Below are 15892 nucleotides of genomic sequence, written 5' to 3'. Positions count from 1 at the left end.
ATGGTTTAAATCACATTATAGTTTCTCTAGTTTGATAGCATCTATAAAGGCAGTTGCTCCTGTAGCGGCAGTAAATGAAATATAGACTTTGTCGGTATCGCCGGTATTAAAGCTAAATTCATCTTCCTGCCATGATGTATTATTGTTTGCCGCATTTTTAATATCATAAACTTCCACCTGTAATTCTTCATTTTCAATTTTGGAACTCCAGCTTAATCTATACTCAGTATTTTTTTCCACATCAATTTCCTGTATAACACTGCCTTGATCCTTTAATTCCAGGTATATCACGCCTTCATTTAGATTTAGGGTATTGTTATTGATTTTTACATCGCCTTTCCAAAGCCAGCCATTCAATCCATTAGATTCAAATGAACCATTGGTCAGCAATCCGGAATTATAAGAGACTTCACTTTTTTTATAAGTCCTTACAAAATCTATATAAGCGGTATTTTTTGAATCGTCATTCAGGTTTTCTACTAACGGTAATCCCGGCAGACCCCAGGAAGCGGTATAAAATGAAAACACCTCTGTATCAAAGATCATTTTCAAGTTTTCTTCAAATGAGGTGGGCGGGGTAGTGGTCATCACCAATTTCCCATTATGATAGAAATGAAGGGTATTGGCGTCTTTCCACCATAGTCCGTAAACGTGAAACTCTTCTCTCCCCAATGTAGGCATGGTCCATTCATTTCTAACCACATCAATTACTTCTGAACCGAAGTAATGAAAAGCATTCGTATGGTATTGATAGCCCAGGTTTTTATCCCTTGTTTCTGAAACAGGATTGGAAGCATTCCCAATATGTTCTATAACATCTATTTCAGAATATTCTCCCACCCTGAACCAGAACGATGAGGTCATGGAAAGGGAAGATGCTTTCATTGAAGCTTCGTAATAGTAACCGGGTTTCGCGCTCCAGTCTTTAGAAACCATCGCGGCTGAATTTACCCAGATATCGGTATCAGGATCTTCAACTTCAGAAGGATCTTTAAGCAGGGTAGACCTTAAATTAAGCCTGCCATTTTCTACAAATGCATTTCCTTTTTTGAATTTACTTGGAGCCCTTCCTGCCCAATGTGGATGGTAATCATCCCATTTGGTTTCATCCAGGCTTTCGCCCTCAAATTCATCGGTTAATTCAGAGACTATGGCCCATTCTTGTTCTTCAGGTAACCGGGAATCACTATTTTCAAGTATTTGATTTCCTGAAGAATAACCTTCCGTAGGATCAATTTGAGTAACTGGAGGTGTAGTAACCGGTGGTTCCTGTGGTTCAGTATTGCTATCACCTGAGCAGGAGCTGAAAACTACACTAAGAAGTAATATTAAAAATAATTTCATTTTTATAAAAATTTGATAAATGATTGTTTTTCAACTATGCTAGTTTGTTTTAAAAACAAAAGTTGATTATTGTCGTGCTGAGCTTGTCGAAGCACATTCCAAAAGCCCTTCGACAGGCTCAAGTCGAAACGTTTTTGTTTCAACTTTCGACTGCGCTCAAGGTGACAAAAACTTATGTTAGGCGTCTAAACGGATTAGCATATAACATAACCATAGGTATGCTTTCTTTATAAAGCTTATTCTTTTATTGTTTGGCCAGTTTAAAACCATCTACATACACACTGAAGTTTCCGGTATTCTCAGCAGTAATAAAGATTTTAGTATTATCACCGGAATTAAAAGTGAGGTTCTTACTGCTCCAGGAATCATTGGAGCTTATAGTTTCTTCCTCGATATCGAAAATTCCAATTTTAGCAGAGCCTCCCGGATTTTTCACCTTATAATTTAAGGTGTATGCTGTATTTTTTTCTACCTGAACTTCCTGTAAAACTGCTCCCGTTGGGGCTAATTGCAGGCTAAATACTTCTCCGTCATTAATCAGGGTATTGGTTTCAAGGGCAATTGTGCCTTTCCAGTACCAGTTAGCAAGTTCAGACTGATTAAAACTTCCATTCTTCACTAGGCCACCATCAAAATCTGAAGTTGCAGGTTTGTACGTTCTTACAAAATCTACCAGCATGGTGTTTTTACTATCGTCTTTTAAATTTTCAATTTTTGGTAAGCCAGCCCATGTGAAAACTTCAGTATCAAAAATTAGATACAAGTCTTCTTCAAAAGGAACTGCTGGAGTGATTTCCATCACCTGTTCTCCATTCAGATAGAATAGGAGGGTAGTGGCATCTTTCCACCAGAAACCATACACATGAAATTCTTCACGGCCACGGGTACCCATTTCATAAGTCGCTCCAATTGGTTCGGGACCCTGTTCCGGGCCATAAACGTGGGTGTTCGCTGCATATTCGTAAGACAGCCTTTCAGCCAGATTCTCTTTACTGGAATGCCCGAGATGTTCGATCACATCTATTTCTGAATATTCACCAATACGAAACCAGAAAGAAGAGGTCATGGATAAGTCTGAAGCTTTTATAGATGCTTCATAGTAATAGCCCGGTTTCGCTGATTTCGCTTTGGAAGTCATGCTGGCCGCAGCGACCCATACATCATTCTCTGGATCATTCACTTCAGAAAGGTCGTCTACCATAGAGGTAGATTTCAACCTCAAATTGCCATCTGCCTGGGTGGTATTCTCCCTTACAAAATTGCTGGGAACGCGTCCGGACCAAACAGGGTGCAAACCATTCCATTTTTCTTCATCTAAGGAAGCCCCGTTAAATTCATCGGTTAATATTTCTTCTACTTCCCAGTTTTCTTCAGTAGGAGGATGGCCCATTTCCCCGTCAATGGAAAAATTTGCTAGCATATATCCTTCGGTAATGTCAGGTTCCTGTGGATCAACCACTTCTTGTTCGGGTTCCTGTTCTGTACTATCATCGCTCTTTGAACAGCCTAAAATCGGCAGGATAATAAAGCTCAGGAATAAAATTTTAATTCTCATTTTCATAGTCAATATTTTTAAACTTCACATGTTCTACATTCTACATGAGATAAAAAAAGGGACGGGAAAGTTATATTCCAGCCCCTTTTATTTGATTGTGATAAAAATTTTAATTCCTTACCACGGTGATATTATCTAAATAAACATCTATGTCCAGATCTGCATGGAATCCCGGATTCCACATTTTAAACATCACATAATAGTCTCCCGGAGCAAGATCAACAGAGGTAGTTGCCGTAAACCAGGAACCTCCTGCTTTTCTGAAAAATTGCTTATTGGCTTCAACATCTGTAGCTGCATTTACTAAGGAAATTTCAAAAACAAACTCGGTTCCTGATGAAGAAATATCTCCAAACACATCCATAGATAATGTATAGTTACCGGCTTCATCTACTTTTACCAATACTTCCTTATACCTTAAAAAGTTATCAGTAAAAGCTGGAGCTCCAGGTTCGCTGTACGAATATTTCAGACTACCACTACCTTCTGAGAAACGTTCAGTAGATACCGAAAAATTAGCGTTTCTATCTTCACCACCATCTCCGGTGATTACCCAGTCTGAAAGGCTTTGTTCTTCCCCATCATTATTGCCACAGCCTACCAGATTAGATTCATCATTACAGTATGGCCCGGTAGCTTCAGTTACGGTAATAAATTCAGCTTTGGTAATGCTTTCGCTTTCACCATCCTGAGACCTGTTTACTTCTAAGGTTACATCGTAAACACCTGCCTCGTTATAAACTACTGTTGGATTTTGTTCTGTAGAGGTTTCCGGAGTTCCACCAGGGAATGTCCATTTCCACGAATCACCATCTCCGCTACTTGAATCCGTAAAGGTGATTGCTTCGCCAGCCTCAATTGTGGTAATATTTGCTGAAAACTTAGGTTCTATAGGTATAGCTGCCAGAATGGTGATATAGTCGGTTTTCACTTCTATATCATCATGTTCAGGAGCTGCACGATGTGCGGTTAATTTTACATTATAAACGCCTGGTTCCGGATACGTAACTACCGGGTTTTCTGCAGTACTCGTTGCTGGAGTTCCGCCTTCAAATTCCCAGAGGTAACTATCTTCTTCACGTTCAAGTTCAAATTCAGATCTTCTGTTTTTTGTGAGATTGGTAAATTGAACCGTACTTCCAAACAGCGCTGAGGTTTTATCGGCTGTAAAAGCCGCTTCCACTTCAGGATAGACTATTACTCTAAAAGTATTACTTTCAGTAGTTCCATCGTCATGTTCCACTTCCAGCGTAGTAAAGAAACCTGTAGATTGCTCAGCCGGATTTACCGTATCAAAGGAAGGTTCAGAATACATTACTTCAACTTCCTTCTGATCTGATGTGGTAATATCGGCACCGTTAAATGTCCAGGTGCGTGAGGCAACATTTAAAGAAGAATCTATATAAGTTATGGATTCTCCTTCCGTTATTAATGCAGTATTGGCTGTTGCTCTAAAAGTCACTTCTCTAATTCCGTCCCTTAAATTGGAATCTGGAGTACAGCTTATAAAAGCGATAACCATTACCAATACAACCAGTCCTAAGTTGAAGAATTTTCTATTTAAAAATTGTTTCATAATTATCAATAAAGATTATTAATATCCTGGGTTCTGTTCCAGACTTGGGTTTAACTCGATTTCTGAATTAGGAATTGGCCACCTTATTTCAAATTCATTATAATTTGGACCAGGATTTCCAGCTGTACTGAAACCTTCCTGGTTGATAGCATTTATCGTTTCTTCATATACCCCAAAACGGATCAAATCATTACGTCTCCACCCTTCTAAGGCAAGCTCTCTACGTCTTTCTGCGAGAATCTCGGCAGCATTTTCAGACTGACTTCCTAAAGCCATATCTGGAACTGCAGTAGGTTCTAATCTAACTCTTTCCCTCAGACTGTTCACAGTCATATCAATCACAGCTTGACTTAACTCTCCCTGGCCGTTCAATGCTTCCGCATACATTAGTAAAACATCCGCAAAACGAATATATGGGTTGTCAAAAGGAGCATCGTTTACATAGTTATTTGGCTTTTCTGCATGCCATTTCCAGGCTCTCCATGGTACTTTATTGGTACCCCAGGATTCCGGGTTGAACATTCCTTCTTCTGGTGTCCAGTTATTAGCATTGTGTTTTGCTACATTGTTTAATAAACGGATGTCATCACGGTCGTAAGATGCTTCCCATTCATGATTTGCATATACGGTTCCAAATCCTCCACCTTCATTTACATTTCCGTTAGGTCCGTAAAAAGCACCCAGGTAAGATCCTTCATTTTTACCAGGTCCTTCTTTTCCTATTGAAAAGAGGATTTCTTTGTTTTGCTCATTGGTATAGTCAAAAAGATCTGGATAAGAATCTACCAGGCCATAAACACCGCTGTCAATCACTTCTTTAAGTTCAGCTTCTGCAAGGGCAAACTTATCATCCTGATTTAAAGGGAAGCCGGTCATTTGCAGGTAAACTTTCCCCAGAAGTGCCTGAGCTGCACCTTTAGTAGCTCTTCCTCCTCCCTGTTCCATAGGAAGAGTAGTTTTAGCGGCCTGGAGATCTTCAATAATAAAAGCATATACTTCTTCAGGTGTAGCCTGTGGTACTTCTAAATTATTTAGGCTGGTAGTTTCATGTTCTATGAGCGGAACGTTTTCCCAGGTTGATACCAGTGCAAAATTGATCATAGCCCTTAAATATCTTGCTTCGGCTAAAATTCTTTGTTTTGGCTCATCTTCAATTTGATCTGGAGTCATAGCACCCACTCTGTCTACCACACTATTAATACGGTTTAATGAAATATACATGCTCTCCCACATTCTTCTAACTGTAGCGTTAGAAGGAGTGAGCTGATGAAGAAATATCAATTTTCTATCACCTCCCCAGCCAGGAACCACTACTTCATCTGCTGCCAATGTCCCCCAGTGGTTTAACCAACCGTCGGCATCATCGGTTACTATAATATCCTGAACGGCATCATATGCTCCCACTAAATAGATTTCAGCTCCTTCTTCATCTGTTAGTAATGCATCTGGACTAACAAAAGTTTTTGGATTTTCATCTAAGTAATCATCACTACAGGAGGTCAAGGAGATAATCCCTATCAGGATCATCCAGACTCCTTTAAATTTTACTGTTTCCATAATCTTTTTATTTTAGTTATTAATTCTTTTTACAAACCTATATTCATTCCTATTCTGAAAGTTCTTGCTCTCGGATAAGAGTCAACATCCAAACCTGGTGTTAATTGGTTGTTTCCAACGCTAACATCAGGATCATATCCTGAATAATCTGTCCAGATATAAAGATTGTCTACCGCTCCATATACTCTAAATGATTTTAGCCCCATCTTATTTGCAGTGTCATTAGGAAGATTATATCCAAAAGTTATATTACTCAATCTGATGTAAGAACCATCCTCAACGTAGCTGGAATAAGTATTACCAGAAATACCGGCATCTCCGTATCCCCAAATTCCTGGTACATTAGTATTTGGGTTTTCAGGGGTCCAGCGGTCTCTTACCTGCCCATATTTATTAAAAAATGGAATATCCTGTGAAGTTCCTTGTTTTATATTTTTGTTGTAAACATCATTTCCATAGGAAAAAGATGTTAAAACAGATAGGTCAAAGTTTTTGTAAGTGAAATTATTATTGAAACCTCCGAAAAATTCTGGAAGCGTATTTCCAATAATAGTTCTGTCATCTGAATTTACAATACCATCACCGTTTTGATCTACAAATTTTGGTATTCCGGGACGATACTGGGTATTATCTGGTTGTCCAGCAGAAGTTACTACTCCGTCTTTTAATGTATAAACCAAATCATAGTAAGGAATTCCCTGTGTTGCGGCATCCTGACGGATTTGTTCGGCTGCTTGCGTATCTGTTAGACCATCAAAAGCGGCAAAGTCTCCATAATTATAAACTCCCTGCTCTTCAATTCCATAAATCGATCCAAGCGATTCACCTACTCTTACAATATAATCATTCTGTATCTGGTTATCACCAATAGCAGTAACGAAAAACTCATTCGCTCCCCCCAGATTTTTTATTTCATTTTTGTTGAAACTAATATTAAAGCTTGAGTTCCAGGTGAAATTGTCCTTTTCTATGTTTATAGTATTTAGAGCAAATTCTAAACCTTTATTTTCAACCTCTCCTAAATTGGAAAAGGAAAACTCAAAGCCCGATGTTGTAGGAAGAGGCACTTCTAATAATAAATCTGTAGTGCTTTTATTATAATAATCTGCATCAAGAGTAATTCGGTTCTTGAAAAGACCCAGTGACAGCCCAATATCATATTGTGTGGTGGTTTCCCAGGTAAGATCTGGGTTTCCTAATCTGTCTATCGCGACTCCGGTTGCTAATTGATCACCGGCAAAGATATAGTTGGCAAGAGTTCCGGCTGCAATAGATCTATAAGATCCAATTTGCGTATTTCCCGTTTCTCCATAACTGGCGCTTAATTTTAAATTATTAAAGGTCTTACTGTTTTCCAGGAATTTTTCATTAGAAACCTTCCACGCGACCCCCGCTGAAGGGAAGAAACCCCATTTTTTATCTTCTGCAAACCTTGATGATCCATCGTAACGAGCACTTAAATTTAAGGTGTATCTATTCTTAAAATCATATTGAACCCTACCCAAATATGATTTTAATGAATTATCATTATATCCTGAGTTTGTAGGTAATGTTACCGTAGCTGTCCCTAAATTATCAAGATTTACTCCGGGTAAATTGAAACCGGTAGATCTGGCTACTAAAAACTCATTGAAATTTTGCTGTTGCTCATAGACTGCTGTGGCATTTATTCTATGATCGTCAAAAGTTTTATTAAAACTAAGGTTTTGTTCAGTGATAAAGCCAGCACCCCTGGATTCATTAGTAAAAGCTCTACCATTGGCAGACTGTCCCCAACCAAATTTTTCAGAGTAGTAAGCCTGTCCTTTATTGGTATAGAAGTTTCCTCTAATAGAAGATTTGAAACTAAGGGCATCTGTAAAATTGTATTGAACGAATATATTTCCAAAGCTTTGGAAGTTATCTCCTTCATTCAGGTTTCCTTCAAGAATCCTGTTAGGATTTACAATGTCACCCCCTCTTAATGATAGTAATCTACCATCATCATCATATTCTGCATCATCATAACGGGTTAGACCCTGAACCGGTGAAAATAGAACAGCATTGGTAACGATTCCCGATCTTCCGTTTGCATTTTCAGTAGCTGCCGAAACAACTCCACTTCTTTTGTTATAACCAATATTTACATTCAGACCGGCTTTCCATTTGTCAGATATTTTTTGATCTACTTTAATACTGGCTGCATAACGTTCAAAATTGGAAGTTTTGATAACACCCTCTTGATCTAGATAAGAGAAGGAGCCCGCATACGAAGTATTTTCGCTTCCTCCAGATAAGGATAATTTGTAATTACTTGTTATTGCAGTCCTGGCAATTTCATCCTGCCAGTCTGTTAGTATAACATCAGGATTATTAAGATCTATCGGGTTTCCAAACTGATCCCTGTAGGCTCCTACAAATTGACCGGTAGGATTGTTAGGATCGAATGGAGTATACTCATATCTCCAGTCTACAAATTCTTGCGCAGATAAAAGGTCTATAGGTCTAACAATGTTTGAAACACTGGTATAGGCTTCAAAGTTTAGATCTGTTCGTCCTTTTTTTCCACCTTTGGTTGTAATTAAAACAACACCATTAGCCCCTCTGGAACCGTAAATTGCAGTTGCAGAAGCATCTTTTAGTATTTCAATGGATTCAATAGTACTTGGATCTATTGTAGAAAGCGGACTTGTGGTACTGTTTCCTATCCCGGTAGATGTGCTTACCGGACTTCCCGGTATGGCAAATCCGTCAATTACATATAATGGATCATTACTGGCATTAATAGAGGAACCTCCTCTAACCCTTACCTGGAAACCAGCTCCAGGTCCTCCTTCAGATTGGGTCACCTGAACTCCGGCTGCTCTTGAAGCAAGTCCTCCCTCAAATGAAACAGGTTTTATCTTATCCAGTTCTTCAGCTTTTACAGAGGAAATAGAACCTGTTAAATCACTTCTTTTGGCTGTACCATAACCAATTACAACAATTTCGTCCATAGCTTCAGCATTTGCCTGTAGAACTAAATCAATCGTTGTTTTTTCGCCTACCGTAACTTTTTGGGCATCATATCCTATAAATGAAAACACCAAAACATCTGATGGAGAGGCCTCTAAAGAGTAAAACCCATCAAAGTCGGTAGCAGTTCCCTGATTTGTACCTTCTATAAGGACAGTTACACCGGGCATAGGAATATTATTGTCATCTATAACCTGGCCTGTTATTTCCTTTTGAGCATTCCCATCCTGAAAACTCATAAATAATAGTAATTGGACGAGTAAAAAGAAACTCCTTATTAAAGCTTTGAATTTTTCATTCATACTTAAAGTTTTAGTGTTATGTAAATTATTCTGATTTATCTTGTTAAAAAAGAGAATAAAAAATTAATCTTTCCTTAACATGTTGTAAAGGTGTATAATAAAAGCTCTGAACAGGATAACATATGTTTTGAAGGTTGCAACATATGATTTTTATTCTCGTAAATTGAGTAATAGCCTTGCTTTTAAAGTTTTTCCGTTGAATGTAGAAATTATGAATTCCTAACTGTCTTAAGAAAAACGTACTTCACAAGATAGAGTGTCCATATTATGGAATGCCTTATAAGAAGCTTATAGATAAGCAATAAGGTAGTACTTCACTTTCCTCAGTTCTGTGATGCAGTTTTAAATCTCATATAGGCAAATAGCGGGATTTTGCAATAATTTCTCTGAGTAAAAACCATATGTTACCTTAAAGAAAACATACGTAATCCTTATATGTAAAGAAAAATTACAATTTAGCAGCAGAGAAGAAGTTAGATCACAATTTTAAAAATCAATAAATGTTCAGACCAAAACAAATCCTTGTCTATATGTTTTCGCTGGTATTACTATCAGCTTGTGGACAGGGAGAGAAGAAGATGGATTTAGGAAATATGCAAAATTTTTCCCAATCTGACAGTACGGTAAATTTCCAGCCAAATTGGGAATCCATCAAAGAAAACTATGAAGACCCGAAGTGGTTCAACGATCAAAAATTCGGAATTTTCATCCACTGGGGTGCTTATTCAGTACCGGCCTATGGATCTGAATGGTATCCTCGTTTAATGTATATGGATACGGCAGTGTTTACGGCACAATTGGATCACCAGAGCTCGGGACCTTCAGATGTTTATAAACATCATGTGAAAGAATGGGGTAAGCAGAAGGATTTCGGATATAAAGATTTTATCCCGATGTTCAAAGGGGAGAAGTTTAATGCAGAAGAATGGATTAGCCTTTTCAAAAAAGCGGGAGCAAAATATATAATTCCGGTCGCCGATCATCACGATGGTTTTGCAATGTATGATTCTAAAACCACACGTTGGAATTCTGTAGATATGGGGCCAAATCGTGATATACTCGGAGAGCTTTTTCAGGAAGGCCGCAAGCAGGATATGATAATGGGAGCTTCTTCGCATTTCGCTTTCAACTGGTCTTTTTACAACAAAAAAGATCATTTTGATACTACCAATCCTGAATATGCCGATTTGTATTCTTCCAAAGGACAGAATCTTGAAGAACCGGTTTCCGAAGAATTTAAAAAGAGATGGTGGAATAGAACAACCGATCTAATTGATAACTATCAACCTGAGATTCTTTGGTTTGATTTTTATTTAGATATCCCGGATTTTGAAGAATTAAGACCGAAAATAGCGGCCTATTATTATAACAAAGGAAATGAATGGGGCAAAGAAGTCGTGATCAATGATAAGAATTTTAATCATGAGGCTTTTCCTGAAGGTACGGTGATATACGATTTGGAGCGCGGAAAACTGCCTGGCATTAGAAAACTGCCCTGGCAAACCGATACTTCTATTGGAAAAAATTCCTGGAGTCATGTGACTAACTGGGAATCTAAAAACACTAATCAGTTAATAGACGATCTCGTGGATATCGTTTCAAAAAATGGCAATTTATTGCTGAATGTAGGTCCCAAAGCTGATGGTACTATTCCAGAAGACCAAAAAAAGATCCTTTTACAAATTGGGGATTGGCTGGATGTAAATGGAGAAGCTATCTATGAAACAGAATATTGGGAAACTTTTGGTGAAGGTCCTACAGAAGTAAAGAAGGGACATCACTCTGAAGGTGAGAACAAGGACTTTACTGGTCAGGATATTCGTTTTACTAAAAAGGGAGATAAGTTGTTTGCTATTATGATGGCGTGGCCGGAAGATGGAAAAGTAAATATCGAATCCCTGGGTGATAATAGTGAATTCGGAAGAGATTTTAAGGTAAAGAATATTCGTTTACTGGGAAGTGATGCAAAAGTGAAATTTGTCAGAAATGAAAAAGGTCTTAAGGTTGAAAACTTAGGAAAGAAATCGGGTGATTATGCCCACGTTCTAGAGCTTACAAAAGCTTAATTAATAAAAGATCATTGTAATGAAATATATAGTATGTGAAGAACCTGGAAATTTTCAGTTAAAGGAAAAGGAAAAACCGGTTCCGAAAGACAATGAGGCTCTTTTAAGAGTTAAAAAAGTTGGGATTTGCGGTACAGATTTGCACGCATATTCTGGAAACCAGGCTTTTTTTACCTATCCACGTATTCTTGGTCACGAACTGGCCTCTGAAGTTGTTGAGATTGGTGAAAATGAACGAGGCTTAAAATCTGGGGATAATGTAGTAGTGATGCCCTATATAAGCTGTGGGGAATGTGTGGCCTGTAGAAACGGAAAGACCAATTGTTGCTCAAATATAAGTGTAATCGGGGTGCATTCTGATGGCGGAATGCAGGAGTACATTACCGTGCGCCAGGATTTATTATTACCTGCCAATCAGTTATCGAATGATCAAATGGCCATTGTGGAACCATTGGCAATTGGAGCACATGCTATCAGGCGAGCTCAGCTGAAAAAAGGAGAGACCGTTGTGGTAGTGGGTTGTGGCCCAATAGGTATTGGGATTATCAAACTGGTCCAAATAGCTGGAGCGAAAGTGATTGCCCTGGATATGAATGATGACCGACTGGAATATGCGAAAAATGAAATTGGAGCAGATCATATAGTGAATGTTTCAAAAGATCCGGTTGAGAAAATCACTGAAATTACCAATGGCGATCTGGCCGATGTAGTCTTTGATGCAAGCGGTCATAAAGCAGCCCTGGAGAGTGGACCCGATTATATGGCTCACGGTGGGCGGTATGTTTTGGTAGGCTTATCTAAAGGCGAATTAACTTTTACCCATCCAAAAATTCATGCAAAAGAATCATCTATTCTATGTAGCCGAAATGCCACTGTAGAGGATTTTGAGCATGTTATAAAAGTGCTGGATGAGTTTCCAACTTCTTCTTTTATAACCCACAATGTTCCATTTGGCGATATGATTGAAAATTTTGATAGTTGGACCAAACCGGAAACCGGAGTTATAAAAGCAACGGTAGATTTTTAGAGATTTATTATATGCATAAAGTAATCACATTTGGTGAAATTCTAATGCGTTTGTCGCCTCCAGATAATCGTAAGTTTAGTCAGGCGAAAAATTTCGAGGTTATTTATGGTGGGGGAGAGTTTAATGTTGCCGCCTCTCTATCAAATTATGGAATAGATACTGAATTTGTAACAGCCCTGCCTGATATTGCGATCGGGGATTGTGCTTTGAGCGCGACCCATGAATTTCAGGTTGGGAGTAAACATATTATACGTCAGGGAGAACGTTTGGGAATTTATTTTATTGAAACAGGAAATTCCATACGCCCAAGCAAAGTAGTTTATGATCGGCGTGGCTCCGCGATATCACAAATAGAAAAAGGTGTTTTTAACTGGGAACAGATATTAGAAGGAGCGAACTGGTTTCATTGGAGTGGGGTAACGCCTGCCCTTTCTCAGGCCACTGCTGAAGTGTGTCTGGAAGCAATTAAAATGGCCGACAAGATGGGACTTGGTATTTCCACAGACCTGAATTATCGCAGCAAATTATGGCAATACGGCAAAGCGCCCCATGAGGTAATGCCGGAAATGTTACAATACAGCAATGTAATCCTGGGAGATATCGATACGGCCATGTTTATGTTGGGAAAAGATAAGGTTGCTCCTAATTATTCTAATGATGAAGAAATTAAAACGCATTTTTCAGAATTAACAGATCTTCTTCCTAAGCTAAACACCATAGGTATGACTTTTCGGGATTCGGTAAATGCTTCCCATCAGCGAATTGGAGGTTTTTTATTCAAAGATGATATATTATATCGGGCTAAAAACTACGAAGTACAACCCGTTGTTGACCGTGTAGGAACCGGAGATGCCTTTATGGGCGGATTTCTTTATGGACTACTGGAGTTTGGAGGGGATATGAAAAAAACGATTGATTTCGCAACATCCGCCTGTGCTTTAAAACATAGCATTTTTGGTGATGTGAACCGGGTAACCAAAGAAGAAGTTTTAGAGTGTATGGCCAGTGATGGTTCTGCTAAAGTAAATAGATAATAGTAACCAAAAGATAAAGAATAATGGCTCAGTTTTCAAGAATAGAAGTAACAGGGATCATGAAGGAAACAGGGATGGTGCCTTTATTCTACCATCCTGATATTGAACTTGGAAAAAAGGTATTAAAGGCTTGTTACGATGGAGGTGCCCGGCTTATGGAATTTACCGCCAGAGGTGATTTTGCCCATGAGGTTTTTTCAGCATTGAACAAATATGCCATAGAGGAATTACCAGGAATGATTATGGGCGTTGGCTCGGTGACAGATGCGGCAGCAGCTTCTTTATACATGGCCTTAGGAGCGAATTTTATTGTAACCCCGGTCTTAAGGGAAGACATCGCTTTAGTGTGTAATCGTAGAAAAATATTATGGTCACCAGGTTGTGCAAGCCTTACTGAAATTGCCAAAGCAGAAGAACTGGGTTGTGAAATTGTAAAGTTATTTCCTGGAAATATTTATGGTCCCGGCTTTGTAAAAGGCATTTTAGGGCCTCAACCCTGGACATCTATCATGCCTACCGGTGGGGTAACCACCGAAGAAGAAAATTTAAAAGGCTGGTTTGATGCCGGCGTGACTTGCGTGGGGATGGGGTCAAAATTAATTTCAAAAGAAGTACTTGCAAATAAGAATTTCGAGGGATTGGAACTTAAAGTAAAAGAAACACTTGCACTTATACAGCGAATAAGAAAAAGATAATTTTTAAAATAGCATACACCATGGCTAAGATGGCTCAACCATATTCACAGATAGATACGCGGGATAATATTATCGTGGCGATCCAGGATTTGCCAAAAAGCACTATAGTCAATATTGCTGGTAAAGATTTCCCTCTGGAAGAAGCTATTAAACAGAAACACAAATTTGCACTTTATGATTTTCAAATTGGAGATGAAATAATTATGTACGGGGTGCTGGTTGGAGAAGCTATTCAGCCTATAAAAAGGGGTGCTGCCATTACTACTAAAAATATCAAACACGCTTCCGCAGAATTTAATTCGGAGCAATCTAAATATAAATGGACGGCGCCAGATATTTCAAAATATACCGAGCGGACTTTTAAAGGCTATCACCGGGCAGATGGATCGGTAGGAACCCGTAATTACTGGCTGGTAATTCCTTTAGTTTTCTGTGAGAACAGGAATATTGATGTGGTGCAGGATGCTTTAATGGAAGCATTGGGATACCAAACTAATAAAGATTATTCTGTAGACACCCCAAAGCTTATTGAGAAATATAAAAATGGCGCGTCTCCTGAAGAACTTATGGAAACTTCCATTGTGCACACCACCGAAGAATTAACTAAAAATCGTTTATTCCCGAATGTTGATGGGATCAAGTTTTTAAAACATGATGGCGGGTGTGGCGGTATCAGGCAGGATTCTGAAACCTTATGCAGGTTACTTGCCGGATACATTACAAATTCCAATGTGGCGGGGGCGACCATTCTAAGTTTAGGTTGCCAGAATGCACAGATGGATATGCTCCAGAACGCAATCGCCGAAAAAGACAAAAATTTTCAAAAACCGGTGTATTATCTGGAACAACAGCAAATAGGGAATGAACGAAAGTTTATAGAAACCGCCGTTAAAAAGACATTTATCGGCTTATCCCAGACAAATAAGATAGACCGTAAACCAGCAGCTTTAAATAAGCTGGTTCTGGGGTTGGAATGTGGGGGATCCGATGGGTTTTCGGGAATTTCCTGTAACTCGGCCCTGGGATATGCATCAGATTTGCTTACCGCCCTGGGTGGTTCTCCGGTGCTTTCTGAATTTCCAGAACTCAATGGAGTAGAGCAGGAACTCATCAACAGATGTAACGAGAAAGAAGATGCCGAAAAATTCGCCAATATCATGAATCGATATTCGCAACGTGCAAAAGATGTAGGTTCTGGATTTGAAAACAATCCTTCCCCGGGAAATATTAAAGATGGCCTGATCACAGATGCGATGAAATCTGCCGGTGCAGCTAAGAAAGGTGGAACATCCCCGGTAACTTCGGTATTAGACTATACCGAGAAGGTAAAAACGCCAGGCTTAAATCTTTTATGCACCCCCGGGAATGACGTGGAAAGTACGACGGGGCTTGCCGGGAGTGGGTGCAATATGATCGTATTTACTACCGGTCTTGGTACGCCCACCGGTAATCCCGTTGCACCGGTCCTAAAAATGTCCAGCAACACCGCACTTTTTGAGCGTATGAATGATATCATTGATATTAATGCCGGTACGGTGATTACTGGAGAAGATACCATACAATCTATGGGTGAGAAGATCCTGGACGAAATTATTTTGGTGGCCAGTGGGGAAAAAGAAGCAAAGGCAGTATTACAAAATCAAAATGATTTTATTCCCTGGAAAAGGGGAATATCATTATAAAATATGAGCAAAGACCTCCCAAGTTTTAAAAACCTGTGAAGTCTGGAAAAACAAAATATG

10 protein-coding genes are annotated in these 15892 nt (G+C 39.0%); 5 read left to right on the top strand and 5 right to left on the bottom strand.

The annotated features are described in order from the left end of the window. Positions 1 to 15: 15 nt before the first annotated feature. The 5 genes from GFO_RS17255 to GFO_RS08030 all read right to left on the bottom strand — a co-directional run bounded on the left by GFO_RS17255 (position 16) and on the right by GFO_RS08030 (position 9328). Entirely contained in the window at positions 16 to 1344 is a 1329-nt protein-coding gene (locus tag GFO_RS17255) for a carbohydrate binding domain-containing protein (protein WP_011709593.1), read from the bottom strand. Between the two features lie 244 nt (positions 1345 to 1588). Next, positions 1589 to 2905 carry a LamG domain-containing protein gene (locus GFO_RS17250; RefSeq protein WP_011709592.1) on the bottom strand — a complete coding sequence of 439 codons (1317 nt, stop codon included), beginning with the start codon at positions 2903 to 2905 and terminating at the stop codon, positions 1589 to 1591. A gap of 103 nt (positions 2906 to 3008) precedes the next feature. Further along, complete coding sequence (locus tag GFO_RS08040; protein ID WP_011709591.1) at positions 3009 to 4475, bottom strand: PKD domain-containing protein; 1467 nt, start codon at positions 4473 to 4475, stop codon at positions 3009 to 3011. Positions 4476 to 4493: 18 nt separating this feature from the next. Next, on the bottom strand, positions 4494 to 6032 hold the full coding sequence (locus GFO_RS08035; RefSeq protein ID WP_011709590.1) for a RagB/SusD family nutrient uptake outer membrane protein: 1539 nt from the start codon (positions 6030 to 6032) through the stop codon (positions 4494 to 4496). Positions 6033 to 6061: 29 nt separating this feature from the next. Then, complete coding sequence (locus GFO_RS08030) at positions 6062 to 9328, bottom strand: SusC/RagA family TonB-linked outer membrane protein (RefSeq protein WP_011709589.1); 3267 nt, start codon at positions 9326 to 9328, stop codon at positions 6062 to 6064. Between the two features lie 500 nt (positions 9329 to 9828). Between GFO_RS08030 and GFO_RS08025 the strand changes: the two genes are divergently transcribed. From GFO_RS08025 to GFO_RS08005, 5 genes are read left to right on the top strand one after another with little or no spacing between them, the layout of a single operon-like run. Continuing rightward, positions 9829 to 11394: an alpha-L-fucosidase gene (locus GFO_RS08025; protein WP_011709588.1), complete on the top strand. Its 1566-nt coding sequence runs from the start codon at positions 9829 to 9831 to the stop codon at positions 11392 to 11394. Positions 11395 to 11413: 19 nt separating this feature from the next. Continuing rightward, positions 11414 to 12421: a zinc-binding alcohol dehydrogenase family protein gene (locus GFO_RS08020; RefSeq protein ID WP_011709587.1), complete on the top strand. Its 1008-nt coding sequence runs from the start codon at positions 11414 to 11416 to the stop codon at positions 12419 to 12421. An 11-nt stretch (positions 12422 to 12432) separates the two neighbouring features. After that, positions 12433 to 13455, top strand: a complete 1023-nt coding sequence (locus tag GFO_RS08015) for a sugar kinase (protein ID WP_011709586.1) — start codon at positions 12433 to 12435, stop codon at positions 13453 to 13455. A 23-nt stretch (positions 13456 to 13478) separates the two neighbouring features. Further along, positions 13479 to 14150 (top strand): bifunctional 4-hydroxy-2-oxoglutarate aldolase/2-dehydro-3-deoxy-phosphogluconate aldolase, encoded by a 672-nt coding sequence (locus tag GFO_RS08010; protein WP_011709585.1) that lies wholly within the window; start codon positions 13479 to 13481, stop codon positions 14148 to 14150. Positions 14151 to 14179: 29 nt separating this feature from the next. Further along, positions 14180 to 15832: a UxaA family hydrolase gene (locus GFO_RS08005; protein ID WP_041250303.1), complete on the top strand. Its 1653-nt coding sequence runs from the start codon at positions 14180 to 14182 to the stop codon at positions 15830 to 15832. Positions 15833 to 15892: the final 60 nt, after the last annotated feature.

The organism is Christiangramia forsetii KT0803, from assembly GCF_000060345.1.
In the GTDB taxonomy this organism is placed as follows: Bacteria; Bacteroidota; Bacteroidia; order Flavobacteriales; family Flavobacteriaceae; genus Christiangramia; species Christiangramia forsetii.
This window is presented reverse-complemented; position numbering and strand designations above follow the sequence as displayed.